The sequence below is a fragment of the Ralstonia sp. SA306 genome (assembly GCF_054792405.1).
This window is the reverse complement of the sequence record NZ_CP096452.1, coordinates 56,365-73,599: the sequence shown is the minus strand read 5'-3', so window position 1 is coordinate 73,599 and position 17,235 is coordinate 56,365. Positions and strand designations below refer to the sequence as shown.

Below are 17,235 nucleotides of genomic sequence, written 5' to 3'. Positions count from 1 at the left end.
CTCACCCCTTGAAGATTTTCAGCGGTTGCGCCTTGTCGGCATATATGCGAACGGTCCTGCCCAACGCATCCGTAACGCCTTCGACGATCCCGTCTACGGTTTCAATCTGGTACGGGTGGAATGGCAATGCCTCGCCCGAATGCTCATCAAGCAAGGTGAACTGCTCGTCGTACAGGCCCGGTGGCTTGGGCAGCGGCTGCATGGCGTCGCTCAACGTGGATGCGCCCTGCTTCTGCATCGAGATGACCTTCAAGATGAGGTCTCCTGGCCCGCCGATCGTGACGTTCCCATCGGCGATACGGACAAACGCCCCACCAGATTCAAGGATCAATTCGCTCTTGGCAGCAATGCGCACCGCGCCGTTGACGCTGGTCACCGTCAGGTCCTTGTCGGAAGCCAAGGACATGGCATCGCTCTGCGCCTGAATCTCAATCGGTCCCTTGCCGGCAAACAGTTTGATGCCCAGCTTTTGCGCGAACATCGACACCACTTCGCCAGCGGCTACCGTGAAGCGCTTGATTACGCTGATATCAGCGTTCTGCCCAGCCACCGCGGTAATGTTGTCTCTTGCTGCAACCTGCACGCTGTTGCCCGAAACAATGCCGACAGAAGCGGGCGCGCTAGCAAGCAATCCAGGGGCTTGTAGATTTTTCAGTTGTGCATTTGCGGATTGCTGTGTGTCTGTGTCAGCAGGCGAGGCCTTAGCCGCGTTGGCTGAGCTTGCGAGCGCCTTGGCTATCCTCAGCGCACCCTCCAACTGCGCAACAGCCTCCTGCATGTCGAGCTGTTTGCCGTTGGCTTTCGGCTGATCATCCGCAGAGATGAAAAGTCCCTTACCACCCCGGATGGCCCCCCATCCGGAGGTCCGCAGCTCAAAACCTTCCCCCCGCTTCTCCCACCGCCCATCGTTGATGTGCCCCAGCGTGAGCTGGCTCTTGCCCGAATGCTCGGTTCTGAGCGTGACGTATTCCTCGCCCTCCCAGTCATCGAGCTCCAGCAGGTTCCGGCTCTGGGTAGTGAGGCGGTTGCGCGAGAGCCAGCGGTCTTCGCTGGTGATCAGATCGCGGTGAATGCTGTTGTGGTGGAAGGCTACGATTTCCGGCTTATCGGGATCCCCGTCGCGGCAGGAAATCACGGCCTCGTCACCAGGGAGCGCAGGCAGGTGCAGACCGGTCTGGTTCTTGCCCGCGAGTGCCTTGGCCATGCGCAGCGGCACACATTCGGCACCAGAGTCCCACCCCTCCTGGTCGAACTCGAACCGAACCACATACCGACCGGCCGTGTTGAGGTACGCGTATTTGTAGGTGCTATTGCTGGGCGAAGTCACCCTGGCAGTCAAGGTGCCGGCCACTTTCGGCCACGTATCACGCTCGATCTTCAAGCGGAAACGCCTATCGCTGGGGATGGCCTTGAAGGTGTTGCTGTACGCCTGATCGCGTGCACCACGGTGGATGACCTCGATGGCGACCATGCCGTTGGGGGCATCGGGCTCTGGTTTGTCGATGCGCAGGATCTGCGCAGGACACAGGTCACGGACGTTGCCCTGACCTTCGTAGATCAGTTGCCAGGCAATCTCGGCTTCATGCTGCAGTTGGGCTTCCCACTTGGCTTCCGCCGGGTCGAGATGGTGGGTTCCCCAGATGTAGGGTTGACCAAACGTGGTCGTATCCTTGCGGGCGATGTTAGCTTCGCCGTCAATACGCTCCCACGCGGCGTCCGGGTTGTAGTCCGCCACCCGCACCGACTGCGCCACGACCTGGGCATGCGTCTGCAGGCTGGAAATGGCCTCGACCCCGGATGACTCCAGACCGGCGGTCTCTCGATAGGGGACCGTCCGATCGGGCGTGTAGATGTAAAAATCGATGTCATCAGCCCAGACGATTTCATCCCCAAATTCGCCCTGAACCCAGTAGCAATACAAACCTTCACGCTGCATCAGGATCTTGATGTAGTCCCAATCCGAGCAGTTGTACTGGAAGCGAAGCGCGTGCGTGCGATAGCTCTCGCGGCGCAGCTTGAAGCGGAACTGGTGGCCCTTGAAACCATGCCGGCGCAGGATCGCTTCAATGATCTCGGGGCCGGTCTTGTGCTGGAAGATCCTCGTGTTACGGACAATCCGTAAGCGGGCGACGTGGGCTTCGACAACGATTTGGTAGGCGGTGAAGTCCGCCGTGGCCTTGAGCTTGGAAAAGCCGGTGATGCAGCCGCTGAACTTGCGCGGCTCGCGCCCATCATTACTGTCAATGCTGAACGTCGCATCCTTGCCCAGATAATCCGCGCGCACCAACTCGTCGGGGTGCGTGAGTTCGATGGTGATGCGATAAGGCTCGCCTAGGCGCTCGATGGCTTCGAACGACACGACTGACAACGCCTGCGCGCTCTCCGTACCCGGCACGTCGAGGTGATACGGCTGCCGGCCGGTGAGAGCCCGAGCAACCCGCTCAACGTTTGTGCCAATTGCTCCGGATGCCCCTTGCCACTCTGCCATCGTTGCTCACCTTGATTGGGTTTCATCGCGCACCCTGTGCGGCAGCATGCTGCGCGTGCGGGGACGCAAGGTAAGCAAATTATTTCGAGTTGGGAAGTTGGATTACTTGTTATTTTGTGAATTCATAAAAATCAATGTTTTAGGTATTTTCATGCCGTGTCGCCTCGTGATATTCCTTAAAAAGAGTTCATTTCCAAATAAACTCTGCTTAATTCTGATCTAATAAAATACAGAGGCAACATGGCTGAGAGCTTCCAGAACGAAGTGCCGAAGGCGCGCGTCAATATCAAGCTGGACCTGCATACGGGCGGTGCGCAGAAGAAGGTGGAGCTGCCGCTCAAGCTCCTCGTGATGGGCGACTACAGCAATGGCCAAAGTACGGCGCCCCTGGCCGACCGGGCAAAGGTTTCCATCGACAAGAACAACTTTAACGCGGTCCTGGCCGAGCTCAACCCCAAGGCGAAGCTGGCGGTCGATAACACCCTGGCGGGCGACGGTTCGGAGTTGCCGGTCGACCTCGATTTCAAGTCGATGGACGATTTCAAGCCTGATGTCGTGGCGGGCAAAGTGCCGGAGTTGCGTGCACTCATGGCCGCCCGCAATTTGCTGCGTGATTTGAAATCCAATTTGCTGGATAACGCAACGTTCCGTCGCGAACTCGAAAAGATCCTAAAGGACCCGACCCTCTCGGATCGCCTGCGCTCTGATTTGCAGAAAATCGGCGAAACCACGCCGCTGACCTCCAATTCCGTTCAGTAATCCCGCTGTCCTCAAGGAATAAGCAACATGGCAAAGCAAGAAAACAGCCGACTCGATTCGAGCGCCGTGGACACGGTCGTATTGGACGCGCCGGGCAAGAGCGTCTACGAAGCCCTATGCGAAAAGATCAATCTGACGCCAGTCACTGCGACGCGTCCGTTTGATTCCTTCCAGAGCGCAGATGCGCTGTCGGAATCGTCATTGGACGAGCGTGTCGCCCAGGCGATGAGCGTGTTCCTGAAGATGATTCAGGAGTCATCGCAACAGGTGGACCGCCTAGACAAGAGTTTGCTCGACTTCCATATCGAAGCCCTGGACCAGCAGATCAGCCGCCAGCTCGACGCGATCATGCATAACGAGACGTTCCAGCAGATCGAATCGGCATGGCGCGGCCTGAAATTCCTGGTTGACCGTACGGACTTCCGCAAGAACGTCAAGATCGAGCTGTTGGATGTCTCCAAGGACGCGCTGCGCCAGGACTTTGAAGACACGCCTGAAGTCATTCAGAGCGGTCTTTACCTGCACACATACATTCAGGAATACGACACGCCGGGCGGTGAGCCGATCGGCGCGCTCATCTCGAATTACGAGTTTGATCGCGGCCCGCAGGACATTGCCCTGTTGCGCAATATCTCCAAAGTATCAGCAGCGGCCCATATGCCGTTTGTTGGCGCCGTGTCGCCGCAGTTCTTCGGCAAGGAGTCGATGGAAGAAGTCGCCAGCATTCGCGACATCGGCAACTACTTCGACCGAGCGGAATACCTCAAGTGGAAGAGCTTCCGCGATTCGGATGACGCACGCTACATCGGCCTGACAATGCCACGTTTCCTGGCTCGCCTGCCCTACGGCCCGGAAACGGTGCCGGTGCGCGCCTTCAACTACACCGAGGCTGTCAAGGGCCCCGATCACAGCCGCTATCTGTGGGCCAACGCCGCGTTCGCCTTTGCCGCCAACATGGTGCAGAGCTTCATCAAGAACGGCTGGTGCGTGCAGATTCGCGGCCCGCAGGCAGGCGGCCTGGTGGAAGATCTGCCGATCCACCTGTACGACCTGGGCACGGGCAACCAGGCCAAGATCCCGACCGAGGTGCTGATCCCGGAAACGCGCGAGTTCGAGTTCGCCAACCTGGGCTTCATCCCGCTGTCGTACTACAAGAACCACGATTTCGCGTGCTTCTTCTCGGCCAACTCGGCGCAAAAGCCCACGCTGTACGACACGAAGGAAGCGACCGCCAACAGCCGTGTCAACGCGCGCCTGCCGTACATTTTCCTGCTCTCACGCATCGCCCATTACCTGAAGCTGATTCAGCGCGAGAACATCGGTACCACCAAGGACCGCCGCGTCTTGGAGCTGGAGCTGAACACCTGGATCAAGACGCTCGTGACGGAAATGACGGACCCGGGCGACGATCTGCAAGCCTCGCACCCGCTGCGTGAGGCGAAGGTGATCGTGGAAGACATCGAAGACAACCCCGGCTTCTTCCGCGTCAAGCTCTTCATCGTGCCGCACTTCCAGATCGAGGGCATGGACATCAACCTGTCGCTCGTCTCGCAGATGCCGAAGGCCAAGAGCTGATCGGAAGCGTCTCTCTTCACATCATAAAAACGTCATAGCTGTACCGCGCGGTGTCTTCGGGCACCGCGCGGCGGTACGCCATGCGAAGTCGCAGCTTCGCGCCCCCGTTTGACCCCAATTACCACGATGAAGATCACCAGACCGCTGTGGGCACAGGGCATATTCATGACGCCCCAGCACTTCCAGCAACAAGCGATGTGGGACCGCTTTGCCGACGAACGCATTGCACGGCTGGTTTGGCCTGACCCATGGGGCGTGCGCCGGGTGGAGATCGATACCCATGCACTGGCGATCGACCGGCTGCAGCTGACCGCGTTGGACGTACGCCTGCCAGACGGCACCTTGATTGACACGCAAACCGCTGACCTCCTGCCCACCGCGCGCAGCCTTGGCGACGTCCCGACGCAGACTGAGACAGTTGTTGTACTGGCAGGCTTGCCGCTGCTTGATGCGCAAGGCGGCAATTGCATCGAGGCAGGCCAGAAGCCTGCGCGCCCACGCCGCCTGATGCGCGAATACCTGCAAGTGAGCGACCTCAACGGCGAAGGCCGTGAGGAGATCAGTGTGGAGCGCCACGTGCTGGCGCTGCTGTTCGACTTCGAGGAACACGGTGACTATGTGACCTGTCCGGTGGCGAGGCTGGTACGAAATACGCAGGGGCGATTTGAAGTGGATTCCGCCTTTGTCCCGCCGTGCCTGTTTCTCTCGGCCAGCGCGCGCTTGGTTGAGCGCATGAAGCGCCTGTCAGACATCCTCAGTGCAAAAAGCGCCAGCCTTGCTGTGCGCCGGCGCGAACGCTCGGATCAGATTGCCGATTTTGCAGTAGCCGATGTGGCGCTCTTCTGGCTGCTGCACAGCGTCAACAGCAGTTGGCCAGAGCTGGCTCGCCTGTCTGCCGCGCCAGACCAGCACCCTGAACGGTTGTATGCGGTACTCGCTCGCCTGGCCGGGTCCTTGCTGACGTTCTCGACCACAGAGGCACTTAATGCGATCCCCCAGTACGACCATGCGGATCCGGAACCGGCGTTCTCCGCACTGGAAGACCTGATCCGCACGCTGATCGATACCGTAGTGCCCTCACGCGTCGTACCGATCCCGCTGGAGCGCATCAAGCCGACCCTGTGGGCGGGCAAGATCCACGACGAACGATTGGTCGAGGGAGCGGACTACTACCTTTCCGTTCAGTCGGCGCTGCCGGCGCATGCGCTGCTCCAGCAGTTTCCCCGCCTGTGTAAAGCGGGCGCCCCTGATGAGGTCGAGCAGATCATCAACTCGGCCCTCACCGGCATTCCGCTGCGGGCGAGTGCACGGCTACCGGCGGCGATTCCTGTGCGCATCGAGAACCAGTATTTCGCGCTCGATGGATCGCACCCCGCCTTTGACCGCATGTTGAACGCGCGTACGTGCCAGTTCTATGTGCCGGCATCGGTTCCTGACGTGTCGCTCGAACTCTACGCTGTCCTGCCGGCATGACCCCCTCGATGACCACAGTTTCCACCCCAATCGGGCTGCCGCTTGCGCTGCGCAATACGGCGCTCACCGTCACAAGCCTCGCCAACGGAGCACAACCGGAAACGTTCAAGACCTTCGCCGCTCAATGTGATCAACAGATTGGCCTGTTGCGCACTGAACTGGCCGCCGCAAGCTGCACGCCCGACGTGATCAACGACGCGGTGTATGCGCAATGTGCGCTGTTGGATGAAATCGCGCTCAAGTACCTGAGTGGCGGCGATCGCGATACCTGGGAGCGTGAGCCGCTGCAGGTACGGTATTTCAATAGTCACGATGCGGGGGATGAATTGATCAGACGCATCGAGCGCCGCCTAGCCGAGCCACAACCCGTATTGCCGCTCCTGGCCATCTTCAGCGCGGTGCTGGGCTTGGGTTTCGAAGGCAACTTTGTCTTGCGCGGCGCCGAATCCCGCGAGACCCTGATCCGCTCGGTCAACGGACGGCTGGACGGCAAAGCGGGGCGAGAAACCACCGGAGCCGTGCTGGTACGCCCAGGCACATCACGCCGCTTCACGGGCTTACCGCCATTCGGCTGGATCGTACTGGCATGTGTGGCCTCCGGCCTGGTCTATGTTGGCGCGCAACATTGGCTGACCGCGTCGATTGACGCGTTGCCCCACTGACGAGGCGACGCTTGACCGGCTATCCGACTCGCACCCTGTTTGTCTGGTTTGCTGCGCTCGTGCTGTTCTGGCTGGGCGCCTGTTCGCCGTGGCCAGCGGCGTGGAACACGGGCATTGCCATTGCGGTGGTGCTTGCAGACTGTATTGCGCTCATCGTCGTCACACGACGCATCCGCGCACGACGTGCGGCCAGCCGCCAGGTACTGGCGTCCATCGACGGCGCGCTGCAGTCGCTACCTGGCGACACCCGGCGCAACACGCCGCTTGTACTTTCCGTGGGTGAGCCAACGGGTGTCCTGACGCAGGCGTTCGGAACGGATGTCGTGCAGATCACCGACACCGCCATCTGGGTGCGCGTGGACGAGCCGACGCGGCTCAAGCACATTGCCGATGCCCTCAAACGCTGGCGCGATGGTCAGGGGCCGGATGCCGTAGCGTATCTGGTGGACGCGGACAGCGCGGTCGATGATGCGGCCTTGAGCGCCTCAACCCGGCACTGGCGTACGGCCGTGGATGAAGCCAGCCGCGCGGTCGGTTATGCATTGCCGACTTGCATGGCCATCTATGCGGCGGAGGCAGGCATCGGGTCACATGCCGGGCCACAAGCATGCCCGTGGTTTGGCGTGTCCGGCGCGTTGCCGCCAGACCGCCAGGCGCTGGCCGATCAGGTTGCCAGCGCGGCACTCGCGCACGGGCGCTGGGTCGCGTCGGAAGATCGTGCACGTTGGGCCAACCGTGTGGCCCGCCTGGATGCCTCAGCGCGCTGGGCAACGGAGACCGTGTTGCCCGCATTGGCGGATGGTGGACGCGGCGCACGACCGGTCAACCTGGCGGGTTTCGGCCTCACGATGGCGCCGGGCCATCCCTCATCCGCATCCTTGGTGGGACGGTACGCCGGTGCCATCACTGGGCTGGCGCTTTCGGCGCCCTCGGGCGTGCGTTCTCGCGTGCCTTTGCCGGATGCGTTGTTGCGCGGCATTGCCTTGCAGCCCATACGTCGCGCATTGCCACGCGCGCTGGCCCATGCGTTTGTTGGGCTGGCGGCAGCCTTCTGCGCAGCGGTGGTGGCTTCCGCTTGGCAGAACCGTGCGCTGGTCACGCGCGTCCAGGGCAACATGGCGCGCTACCAAGCCATCCCCGCCGCGCGCGATGCCGCGCGACTCGACGCGCTGGCGACGGTCAAACACAACCGGGACGAACTCGAGCGCTATGCCCGCATGGGTGTACCGCCTCGGCTTGGACTCGGCTTCTACCGCGCAGGTGCGTTGCTGCCGCCGGTCAACACTTTGATCGCGAGCTACCAACCGCCCCCACCGCCGCCGTCGATGATCGAGCTGGATGCCCTATCGCTCTTCAACAGTGGCAGCGCCGTGCTGAACCCCGGCTCGAACCGGGTGATGTTCGGCGCGCTAGAGATGATCAAGTCGCATCCGAACAAGCGCGTGCTGGTGGCCGGCCACACCGATTCGGTGGGCAAGCCTGCGAGCAACCAGAAGCTCTCAGAAGCCCGCGCGGCGTCCGTTCGCGACTGGCTGGCCGACGCCTCGGGGATTGCCCCGTCGCACTTCGCCATCCAGGGTTACGGCGATACCCGCCCCAAGGCCTCCAACGACACCGATGCAGGGCGCGCTGCCAACCGCCGCGTTGAAATCACGCTCATCCCGGACTGCCGCGATGAGCAAACCACAGATTCCCCCCCAGGCCAATCGGCCTGTTCATTCGAGTAGAAGGAGCTCAAGCAATGGCAATTCCGGCATACATGTGGATCAAGGACGATGGCGGCGCCGACATCAAAGGTTCGGTCACCGTGCAGGGCCGTGAAGGCAGCGTCGAGATCGTGGCACTGGACCACTGCGTCAACATCCCGACCGATGGCAACACCGGCAAGCTGACCGGCACGCGCGTGCACAAGCCAATCACCTTCACGAAGGAGACCGATGCGGCCACGCCGTATCTGTATAAGGCCGTGACCAGCGGCCAGACCCTGAAGTCGATTGAAATCAAGTGGTACAAAATCGATGACGCGGGCAAGGAGAAGGAGTACTTCAACACCAAGCTCGACAACGTGAAGGTCGTGGCCGTACGACCGAAGATGCTGGACATCAAGAACCCGGCGTTCGAGAAGCACAACCACCTGGAAGACGTGGAACTGCGCTACGAAAAGATCACGTGGTCGTACAAGGACGGCAACATCATCCACGCGGACAGCTGGAACGAGCGCGCATAACACGTTGCTGACCACCGGCGCCTGCAGTACCCACCAACACGGGGTGCCGGTTCTTGCGCCAGGTTCGGACGGAATTCGTTCACGCCTGGCGCTTTTTCTGAATGCCGATCCCCCGCCATGACCGCCCGCGACCTTTCCCCATTCCTGCGTCGACTCAACTCTCACTGCGCCCAAGCACTTGCCGATGCGGCCAGCCTATGCGAGACACGCGCCCATCGCAATATCGAGGTTGAGCACTGGCTCATTAAGCTGCTGGAGCTGGGCGAGGGAGATCTGACGGCGATCGCGCGCCGTTACGAGCTGGATACGGACGCGATCTGGAACGGATTGCTGGCCGCGATAGAGCGGCTGTCGCATGATCTGCGCGGCAAGCCGGGGTTGTCGCAACGGTTGGGGATGCTGATGGAGGCGGCCTGGATACACGCCTCCCTGGAAGAAGGGCAACCGGTCATCCGCTCGGCGCACCTGCTGGCGGCTCTGGTGGAGTCGCCAAGCCTGCTGCGCGCGCCGGATGCCTGGCCGCTGCTATCGGTCTCCGCTGCACAGATCCAACGACTCATGCCGGAGTTGGATCGAATCTCCACCGAGACGCCGAAGGCTGCCTCTGGCTCCGCAACGCCATCCAGCAAGGCGGCAGCGCCATCGACACGACCTGCCGGAACTGGTGCGCCTGCAGCGACGGCTGCCCTTCCAGGCCAAGCCGACGCGAGCGTACTGCAACGTTTTACCGTCGACATCACGCAGAAAGCGCGCGATGGCCGCATCGATCCTGTCTTCGGGCGCGATGTGGAAATTCGCCAGATGATCGACATCCTGATGCGCCGACGCAAGAACAACCCGATCCTGGTCGGTGAGCCTGGCGTTGGTAAGACCGCACTGGTCGAGGGGCTCGCGCTCAAGATTGCAGAAGGCGACGTGCCAGCGGTGCTCGCCAATGTAACCGTGCTGACGCTTGATCTGGGGCTGCTGCAGGCGGGTGCGGGCGTCAAGGGCGAGTTCGAGCAGCGTTTGAAAAACGTGATTGAAGCGGTGCAGCAGTCGGCCACACCGATTCTGTTGTTCATTGATGAAGCGCACACGCTCATTGGCGCAGGCAATACGGCCGGCGGCGCAGACGCCGCCAACCTGCTCAAGCCAGCGCTGGCACGCGGCGAGTTGCGCACGATTGCCGCCACCACGTGGGCCGAATACAAGCAGTACTTTGAGCGCGATGCCGCATTGGAGCGGCGCTTCCAGATGGTCAAGGTCGACGAGCCGGACGACGACAACGCTTGCCTGATGCTGCGTGGCCTCAAAGATCGGTACGCCAAGCATCACAACGTACACATTACCGACGCCGCCGTCACGGCAGCGGTCAAGCTCTCGCGCCGTTTCCTGACGGGGCGGCAATTGCCGGACAAGGCGGTAGACCTGCTCGATACGGCTGCTGCACGCGTGCGCCTTGGCATGGACACCACGCCGCTGGCGATCAGCGAAGCGCAAAGCGAACGCGCCGCGCTCGACATCGAACGTGCCGCGTTGCTGGAAGACCAAGGCGCCACTGCCATCGATGCCCACGCCCGACTCGCCAGCATCGAGGCACGTTGCGCTGAACTGGACACGCAGCTTGCAACCCTGCAAGCGACATGGACCGAGCAACGGCATACGGCGCAGGAACTTGAGCGACTGCGCCACGCCTGGCAAAACACCACCGACGAATCCGCCCGACGTGGCTGGCAGCAAGCCATCAAGGCACAACGCGATACAGCTGCGGTGCCGGGAGGCGCTGTGCTGGTGCCGCTGGAAGTCAACGAAGGCGTGATCGGTCAGGTCGTCGCGGATTGGACGGGCGTGCCCCTCGGCAGCTTGCTCGAAGACGAACTGGCTACGCTGTTGGAGCTCGAAGCTCGGCTGGCGCGCATCGTGGTAGGCCAGGACGATGCGCTGGCCGCATTGGGCAAAATTTTGCGCACCGCCAAGGCCGGGCTCAAGTCAGAAGACTCGCCACTGGGCGTGTTCCTGCTCACCGGCCCGTCCGGCGTGGGTAAGACGGAAACCGCCCGCGCACTCGCCGACCTGATGTTTGGCGGAGAACGTTCACTCATCACCATCAATCTGTCGGAATACCAGGAAGCGCACACGGTATCCCAGCTAAAGGGCTCGCCACCGGGCTATGTCGGCTACGGGCAAGGCGGCGTGCTGACGGAAGCTGTGCGTCAACGACCATACAGCGTGGTCCTGCTCGATGAGGTGGAGAAGGCCCACCGCGATGTGCTGAACCTGTTCTACCAAGTCTTCGATCGCGGCTTTATGCGTGACGGCGAGGGGCGCATCATCGATTTCCGCAATACCGTGATCCTGATGACATCGAACCTTGGCAGCGACGAGATCCTGGCGGCAAACAACGCCGTCTCGGAAGCCGGTGGCGTCGCCACGCCCAGCATGCTGATGGAGGCGATCCGGCCACTCCTGGTCGAGCATTTCCAGCCTGCGCTGCTCGCGCGCTTCCAGGCCATTCCGTTCATGCCGCTGTCTGCTGATGCGTTGACGACCATCGTGCGCATGAAGCTCGGCAAGGTGGCAACACGCATCGCGCGACGTTTTGAAGTCCCGCTAGCATGTGACGACGCATTGGTGAGCGAACTCGTGCGGGCGTGCCAGTTGCCGGACTCTGGCGCTCGCAATATTGATAGCCTGCTCGATCAGCAGATCTTACCGGTGCTCTCGCGCGAGTTGCTGCTATGTGGCGCCAATCGCGGCAAGCCCACCGCGATCCGGTTGTCGTTTGATGAGGCCGAGGGGATTGCGGTGCACTTTGATGAACACGAGGGCATTGCTGCATGACGCGCGGCGGTCCAGGGCTGTTCGAGGCCATCACGGGGCACTTTGCGAATGGTGCGCCGATCGATGCGTTTGATGAGGCCACACAAACCTTCTTGTCCGTGCAGGACAACATCCAACGCATCCTGAACAGCCGGCGCAATTGCCTGGCGCACGTGCCGGATTACGGGCTAGGCGATCTGACAAAGGTGTATCGCCACTTGCCAGCGTCCGCGCACACGCTCAAGCGCGAAATCGAGACGACGTTGCTGGCCTATGAACCCCGCCTGCAATCCATCGATATCGAAATTGAGGAACCCGACCCAGGCATGCTGCTCAGTTTCACGATGAGCTGTTATCTTCACCAGCTTGGACTGGTCCGCTACGGTACGCACTTTATGCCCGATGGTGGCACGCGCCTGACGCTACTTAAGGCGGAGTTGGATCGAAACTGAAAAGCGATGACCAACCACGGTCGCCTCACCGCCTAGCGAACGGATGGTCTTTACCAGTGCGAGTCACGGCCCGCACCGTGCCCCCAACGACCCCCTTGGCGCCGCACCGGGCTGGTCAATCGGCGATGCGCAGCCGGTGCCGCGCTGCGTCCGCATATCGAGCGCGACCTCGTGCGCGTGCTTCGACGGTTCGAGCCTCAACCTTGGACGCTCCATGTGTATCGACCACAAAGAGCGCCAGTATCGACACGGGTGCGGGTGGTTTTTGATGCGTTGGCCACGCAGTTGAAGGCGCTTTGCCCAGGCTGAACAAAGGCAACACCGCACCGCAGCAACTAAAAACAATTGTGAGAAACCGCGCCGCATCGCCGTTTGCGGGCCGCAGTGTCCTTTAGAATTCGCTCTGTTGCAGATTTGGAAGTCCACACATGCGCACACCTCGGTTCGCATCCGCCCGGATGCTGGGCAGCGCGCTCACCCTGAGCACGTTGGCACTCAGCGGTTGCAGTTCGCTGATGTCGGAAGGCACGACTGCCGCAGCCGGCATCGGCGGGGCAGCCCTTGCTGCCAAGGTGACCGACAACGCGGCGGTGGCCACCGGCATCGGCCTGGGCGTGCAAGCTGGCGCACGGGCCGCGTTGCAACACAGCCAGCGTGTCGTCCACACCGAAACCCAAGACCACATCGCGCAGATTGCCGGCGCGCTGGCCGACAACACCGTCGGCAACTGGCAGGTCAAGCACCGCATCCCCCTAGAGCCAGACGAACACGGCCGCGTAGTGGTCACGCGTTCGATCAACGGGCCGCTCGTCAACTGCAAGGAAATCCTCTTTACCGTCGACGGAATGGAAGACGGCGCAGCGAAGGTCGACTTCTTCGTCGCCTCGATCTGCCATGACGGCAAGCAATGGAAGTGGGCGACGGCAGAACCGGCTACGGCGCGATGGGGTTCGCTGCAATGAGCCGCGCGCGCTGGCTTGTAGCAGGGTGTGCGTGTCTGATGGCCGGCTGCTCGTCGGTGGGGCCGTTGACCGGCGCGGCAGCGGGCGTGGCCACGGGCACCGTCACGGGCAATCCGGCGGTGGCCTACGGTGTGGCCGTGTCGGTCAACGCCGCGACCGATGCCTCCATCAAATACGCAACGCGCAAATGGGCCGCCAGCGAGCAAGACGCGCTGGCGATGGCAGTCGGGCGATTGAGCGACAGCACGCCTTCGCTCAACTGGTCGCTCGAACGCATGATGGGCTTGACCAAGGCACACGGCCAGGTCGTGCTGGTGCGCACGTTCACGACGCCGCTGGCCACCTGCCGCGAGGCCGTTCTGACCGTTCAGGAAGCCCTGGCTCCCAAGAATGCGCCCGGCGCCGGTTACACGATCTATGCGTGCCAGAACGGCACCACGTGGCAATGGGCGAACGCGGAACCCGCTGTGCCGCGCTGGGGCAACCTGCAATAGCGGGCCTCGTACGTCAGGACTTGGCGGCAAGGCGCGTCACAGCGTCCTGCAGAAACCGCTTGCTCGCCTCGACAATCGTGCGCTGCATGGCCTCCTCCGGCATGGCACGCGCGATATGGATGGCACCCACGAGCTGCGCAATCATCGCCCACGCGGCATCATCGTCACCCAGACGCTGCGCCAGGATCGCGTGCCCTTTGCGCATCTCTTCCTGATACAGCTTGCGCACTGAAGCATCTGCACGCGCGATCTCGGCGGCAAGGCCGGGCACGGCGCAGCCTGCTTCGGGGTGCTTCACGTGGGCAAGGCACAGGTAGCGATCCAGCTCGAAGCGCAGCCAATCTTCGGCCGTATCGTGCGGATTGCCGGCCCACATTTCGCGACTGGCGGCAAGTTCGGCTTCGATCAATGCCTTGAGCCAATCCGATTTGGAGCCGAAGTGGCTATAGAACGCGCCACTGGTCATGCCGGCCGCCTGCGCAAGCGCGTCCACGCCGGTCGCGGCAAAGCCGTTCACCTTGACCTTGCGGCCCGTGGCCTTCAGCAGCTCCTTGCGCTTTTCTTCCTTGTGACCGGGCTGGTATCGCATCTTTTCCCCTGCGTTTTTCCCGCTTGACACTATGCAACCAGTAGCATAATTTTGCTTTCGGTAACGATCGTTATTCTATAAACGAGGTGGACATGGAGACAAGCAAGAACAAGGCGGCCCTCGTCATCGGCGCGGGCGATGCCACGGGCGGCGCCATCGCCAGGCGCTTCGCGCGCGAGGGCTACATCGCCTGCGTGACACGCCGCTCGGCCGACAAGCTGCAACCGTTGGTCGAGGCGATCCGCGCGGAAGGTGGGCGGGCGCAGGGCTTCGCATCCGACGCGCGCAAGGAAGACGACGTCATCAAGCTCGTCGACGACATCGAGCGCGACGTCGGCCCCATCGAGGTGATGGTCTTCAACATTGGCGCCAACGTGCCGAGCAGCATCCTGGAAGAGACCGCGCGCAAGTATTTCAAGATCTGGGAGATGGCGTGTTTTTCGGGCTTCCTAGCAGGGCGCGAAGTGGCCAAGCGCATGGTCACGCGCGGGCGCGGCACGATCCTTTTCACCGGCGCAACCGCAGGCATGCGCGGCGCAGCCAACTTTGCGGCATTCGCAGGCGCCAAGCATGCGCTGCGCGCGCTGGCGCAGAGCATGGCGCGCGAGCTGGGCCCCAAGGGGATACACGTGGCGCACGTGGTGGTCGACGGCGCGATCGACACCGCGTTCATCCGCGAGAACTTTCCCGAGCGCTACGCGCTGAAAGACCAGGACGGCATCCTCAACCCCGAGCACATCGCCGAGAACTACTGGTATCTGCACACGCAGCCCCGCGATGCGTGGACCCATGAACTCGACCTGCGGCCCTGGATCGAGCGCTGGTAGAAGCCTGTTCCAAGCCCATCGCAACATCACGACACCAGGAGACACACGCATGAAGCAGGTCGAATTCTTCTTCGATGTGGGCAGCCCTTACAGCTACCTCGCGTATCACCAGTTGCCGAAGATCGCGCAAGCCAAGGGCGCGGACATTGTCTGGCGGCCGATGCTGCTGGGCGGTGTGTTCCAGGCCACAGGCAACAGCAGCCCGGCGACGATTCCCGCCAAGGGCCGCTACTCCAATGTGGATCTGGAACGCTGGGCAAAACACTTTGGCGTGCCGATCCAGCAGAACCCGCACTTTCCGATCAACACGCTGCAATTGATGCGCGGTGCGGTGGGCATGCAGTTGCGCAGCGATGCGGAATTCCACCGCTACCTCGCCGCCATCTTCAGCGCGATGTTCGAGCACCCCCGCAATCTCGGTGATCTGCAGGAACTCGCTGCGGTGCTGGAAGCGGCCGGCATCTCACCCGCGCTGATGCTGGAGCTTGTGCAGGACGACCGCATCAAGCAGACGCTGCGCAAGACGACCGAAGAGGCCGTGGCACGCGGCGTGTTCGGTGCGCCCACGTTCTTTGTCGGCGACGAGATGTTCTGGGGGCAGGATCGTCTGCACTTTGTGGAAGCGGCACTCGCGTAGACGCCCGCGGACGCTGAGTTAAGCGTCAATCAGACGAGACATTAGAAAGTTTCACCTCAGATTGTTGGAGAACGAGCCGTTCTGGGGGATGCGCTTCCTGCGCGTCCTCTCTACGATGCGGGCGCGCATTCGATGCGGGGGCAGCGCATCAGCCATGTGCGCTGTGGCATTGAAGCGGCTTTCCAAACTCCAATCAATAAAAAGGACTTTCATGTTTCGCATTTTCGTATCCGGTATTGCGCTTTCTCTTGCCCTGTCCGGCTGCGCGGTCAGCGTCGGCAGTGGAACGGGCGTTGACAAGATTGCCGACGCCACGCAGGAATCGTTGCAAAAGCAATTCGTCCCCGGCGTCGCCAAGCGCGGGGACGTGGCGCTCGAACTGGGTGCACCAAGCGACAAGGCTGCGGCCGGCGGTCTCGATATCTGGAACTATCGCTACACGCGCGATGCAGCGATCGGTGTGATGTTTGTCGGGATTCCGATTGGTTCGAAAAAGATCGCCTCGTTCTACTTCGACGATGCGGACGGCGTGCTCAAGAAGATCGAATACAAGGTTCTGCAGCAGTAACCCCCGTCACACCTGCCGCGCCCGCCACCCATGGCGCGGGCGCTGCCTGACCAACGTCCGCCCTCGCGGCGGCATGTCAATTCCCCCATCCCCACGCTTGAATCTGCCTGGCTTGTGTAATTTAATACGAATCATTATCATTTGCGTTATCAACAAAACTGAACACTGCCATGCACGGTATTGCCCTCCTGCTCGGGCTGCTGGCGGCGGGCTGCCTGTATGCGGCCGCGCCCAACCAGGTGCTGCTCGCGCCCGCCCCACGCCTGCGCAGGCGCGCCCTGTGTAGCGCCGCCGTTGCGTTGTCGGTCATTGCCGCCGCGCTGTGGAACGACGCGCTCGGCTGGCCGGGGGCAACCATCGCGGTGGTGCTCGTGGTGACGGGGGCCTTGTCGCTATGGCCCATGTTGGGTGCGTGGACACATCAACGGCGTGCAGGCGTTGGGGCGAGGTCATGAACGGCATGGGCACCAAGTGGCTGGCCGGTACCGTGCTGGGGCTGCCGCTGTCGGTCGCGCTGTGCACGCTGGCCATTCTGTGGCTGCCGGGCGGCTGGGACAGCGGCGTCATCGGTGCGCTGCTCGCGTGCCTGCCGCTGTGGGCCGTGATCATCAGCGTGAGCGTGCTGTTTCGGAGCAGCGCCCATGCGTGGGGCGTGCTGGCGGCAGCCAACGCGGTGTCGTTCGGCGTGCTATGGCTACCGCGCCTGATGGTGGCTTGACG

Annotated in this window: 17 protein-coding genes; 15 read left to right on the top strand and 2 right to left on the bottom strand. The window is 62.0% G+C overall.

What is annotated here, in order from left to right:
- Position 1: 1 nt before the first annotated feature.
- The gene (locus M1D44_RS16980; RefSeq protein ID WP_461241617.1) at positions 2–2,488 is read right to left on the bottom strand and encodes a type VI secretion system Vgr family protein; all 2,487 of its coding nucleotides are present in this window, start codon (positions 2,486–2,488) and stop codon (positions 2–4) included.
- A gap of 240 nt (positions 2,489–2,728) precedes the next feature.
- Here M1D44_RS16980 and tssB point away from each other — a divergent pair, with 240 nt between their 5' ends.
- The 10 genes from tssB (at position 2,729) to M1D44_RS16930 (ending at position 13,894) form a co-directional block, all read left to right on the top strand.
- Positions 2,729–3,247 (top strand): type VI secretion system contractile sheath small subunit, encoded by a 519-nt coding sequence (tssB, locus tag M1D44_RS16975; RefSeq protein ID WP_316854153.1) that lies wholly within the window; start codon positions 2,729–2,731, stop codon positions 3,245–3,247.
- A 27-nt stretch (positions 3,248–3,274) separates the two neighbouring features.
- Entirely contained in the window at positions 3,275–4,822 is a 1,548-nt protein-coding gene (tssC, locus tag M1D44_RS16970) for a type VI secretion system contractile sheath large subunit (RefSeq protein WP_316854152.1), read from the top strand.
- A 126-nt stretch (positions 4,823–4,948) separates the two neighbouring features.
- Positions 4,949–6,295, top strand: a complete 1,347-nt coding sequence (gene tssK / locus M1D44_RS16965) for a type VI secretion system baseplate subunit TssK (RefSeq protein ID WP_316854151.1) — start codon at positions 4,949–4,951, stop codon at positions 6,293–6,295.
- A gap of 8 nt (positions 6,296–6,303) precedes the next feature.
- Positions 6,304–6,957 carry a DotU family type IV/VI secretion system protein gene (locus tag M1D44_RS16960; RefSeq protein WP_316854150.1) on the top strand — a complete coding sequence of 218 codons (654 nt, stop codon included), beginning with the start codon at positions 6,304–6,306 and terminating at the stop codon, positions 6,955–6,957.
- Between the two features lie 11 nt (positions 6,958–6,968).
- A complete protein-coding gene (locus M1D44_RS16955) occupies positions 6,969–8,684 on the top strand; it encodes an OmpA family protein (protein WP_316854149.1) in 1,716 nt (571 codons plus the stop codon).
- Between the two features lie 14 nt (positions 8,685–8,698).
- Positions 8,699–9,184, top strand: a complete 486-nt coding sequence (locus tag M1D44_RS16950; RefSeq protein WP_253540698.1) for an Hcp family type VI secretion system effector — start codon at positions 8,699–8,701, stop codon at positions 9,182–9,184.
- Between the two features lie 117 nt (positions 9,185–9,301).
- Positions 9,302–12,007, top strand: coding sequence for a type VI secretion system ATPase TssH (tssH, locus tag M1D44_RS16945; RefSeq protein WP_316854148.1), 2,706 nt, complete (start codon positions 9,302–9,304; stop codon positions 12,005–12,007).
- Positions 12,004–12,438, top strand: a complete 435-nt coding sequence (gene tssE, locus M1D44_RS16940) for a type VI secretion system baseplate subunit TssE (RefSeq protein ID WP_316854147.1) — start codon at positions 12,004–12,006, stop codon at positions 12,436–12,438. Before tssH ends, tssE begins: the two co-directional genes overlap by 4 nt.
- A 428-nt stretch (positions 12,439–12,866) precedes the next feature.
- On the top strand, positions 12,867–13,400 hold the full coding sequence (locus M1D44_RS16935; protein WP_428984195.1) for a hypothetical protein: 534 nt from the start codon (positions 12,867–12,869) through the stop codon (positions 13,398–13,400).
- The gene (locus M1D44_RS16930) at positions 13,397–13,894 is read left to right on the top strand and encodes a hypothetical protein (RefSeq protein ID WP_316854146.1); all 498 of its coding nucleotides are present in this window, start codon (positions 13,397–13,399) and stop codon (positions 13,892–13,894) included. The genes M1D44_RS16935 and M1D44_RS16930 overlap by 4 nt, the downstream gene beginning before the upstream one ends.
- A gap of 13 nt (positions 13,895–13,907) precedes the next feature.
- Here M1D44_RS16930 and M1D44_RS16925 read toward each other — a convergent pair whose 3' ends face one another.
- Positions 13,908–14,483, bottom strand: a complete 576-nt coding sequence (locus M1D44_RS16925; protein WP_316854145.1) for a TetR/AcrR family transcriptional regulator — start codon at positions 14,481–14,483, stop codon at positions 13,908–13,910.
- Positions 14,484–14,575: 92 nt separating this feature from the next.
- Between M1D44_RS16925 and M1D44_RS16920 the strand changes: the two genes are divergently transcribed.
- The 5 genes from M1D44_RS16920 (at position 14,576) to M1D44_RS16900 (ending at position 17,233) form a co-directional block, all read left to right on the top strand.
- A complete protein-coding gene (locus tag M1D44_RS16920; RefSeq protein WP_024978007.1) occupies positions 14,576–15,310 on the top strand; it encodes an SDR family oxidoreductase in 735 nt (244 codons plus the stop codon).
- A gap of 49 nt (positions 15,311–15,359) precedes the next feature.
- Positions 15,360–15,947: a 2-hydroxychromene-2-carboxylate isomerase gene (locus M1D44_RS16915; RefSeq protein ID WP_112186840.1), complete on the top strand. Its 588-nt coding sequence runs from the start codon at positions 15,360–15,362 to the stop codon at positions 15,945–15,947.
- Positions 15,948–16,035: 88 nt separating this feature from the next.
- Complete coding sequence (locus M1D44_RS16910) at positions 16,036–16,515, top strand: hypothetical protein (protein ID WP_152543723.1); 480 nt, start codon at positions 16,036–16,038, stop codon at positions 16,513–16,515.
- Between the two features lie 170 nt (positions 16,516–16,685).
- Positions 16,686–16,970 (top strand): hypothetical protein, encoded by a 285-nt coding sequence (locus tag M1D44_RS16905; protein ID WP_316854144.1) that lies wholly within the window; start codon positions 16,686–16,688, stop codon positions 16,968–16,970.
- Positions 16,967–17,233, top strand: coding sequence for a hypothetical protein (locus M1D44_RS16900; protein WP_024978011.1), 267 nt, complete (start codon positions 16,967–16,969; stop codon positions 17,231–17,233). Before M1D44_RS16905 ends, M1D44_RS16900 begins: the two co-directional genes overlap by 4 nt.
- The last annotated feature ends 2 nt before the right edge of the window (positions 17,234–17,235 follow it).

Coding starts and splice junctions, on each gene's coding strand:
- M1D44_RS16920 (WP_024978007.1), top strand. CDS start 14,576: ATGGAGACAAGCAAGAACAAGGCGGCCCTCGTCATCGGCGCGGGCGAT.
- M1D44_RS16960 (WP_316854150.1), top strand. CDS start 6,304: ATGACCACAGTTTCCACCCCAATCGGGCTGCCGCTTGCGCTGCGCAAT.
- M1D44_RS16950 (WP_253540698.1), top strand. CDS start 8,699: ATGGCAATTCCGGCATACATGTGGATCAAGGACGATGGCGGCGCCGAC.
- tssH (WP_316854148.1), top strand. CDS start 9,302: ATGACCGCCCGCGACCTTTCCCCATTCCTGCGTCGACTCAACTCTCAC.
- tssE (WP_316854147.1), top strand. CDS start 12,004: ATGACGCGCGGCGGTCCAGGGCTGTTCGAGGCCATCACGGGGCACTTT.
- tssK (WP_316854151.1), top strand. CDS start 4,949: ATGAAGATCACCAGACCGCTGTGGGCACAGGGCATATTCATGACGCCC.
- M1D44_RS16905 (WP_316854144.1), top strand. CDS start 16,686: ATGCACGGTATTGCCCTCCTGCTCGGGCTGCTGGCGGCGGGCTGCCTG.
- M1D44_RS16930 (WP_316854146.1), top strand. CDS start 13,397: ATGAGCCGCGCGCGCTGGCTTGTAGCAGGGTGTGCGTGTCTGATGGCC.
- M1D44_RS16900 (WP_024978011.1), top strand. CDS start 16,967: ATGAACGGCATGGGCACCAAGTGGCTGGCCGGTACCGTGCTGGGGCTG.
- M1D44_RS16935 (WP_428984195.1), top strand. CDS start 12,867: ATGCGCACACCTCGGTTCGCATCCGCCCGGATGCTGGGCAGCGCGCTC.
- M1D44_RS16980 (WP_461241617.1), bottom strand. CDS start 2,488: ATGGCAGAGTGGCAAGGGGCATCCGGAGCAATTGGCACAAACGTTGAG.
- M1D44_RS16910 (WP_152543723.1), top strand. CDS start 16,036: ATGCGCTTCCTGCGCGTCCTCTCTACGATGCGGGCGCGCATTCGATGC.
- M1D44_RS16915 (WP_112186840.1), top strand. CDS start 15,360: ATGAAGCAGGTCGAATTCTTCTTCGATGTGGGCAGCCCTTACAGCTAC.
- tssB (WP_316854153.1), top strand. CDS start 2,729: ATGGCTGAGAGCTTCCAGAACGAAGTGCCGAAGGCGCGCGTCAATATC.
- tssC (WP_316854152.1), top strand. CDS start 3,275: ATGGCAAAGCAAGAAAACAGCCGACTCGATTCGAGCGCCGTGGACACG.
- M1D44_RS16925 (WP_316854145.1), bottom strand. CDS start 14,483: ATGCGATACCAGCCCGGTCACAAGGAAGAAAAGCGCAAGGAGCTGCTG.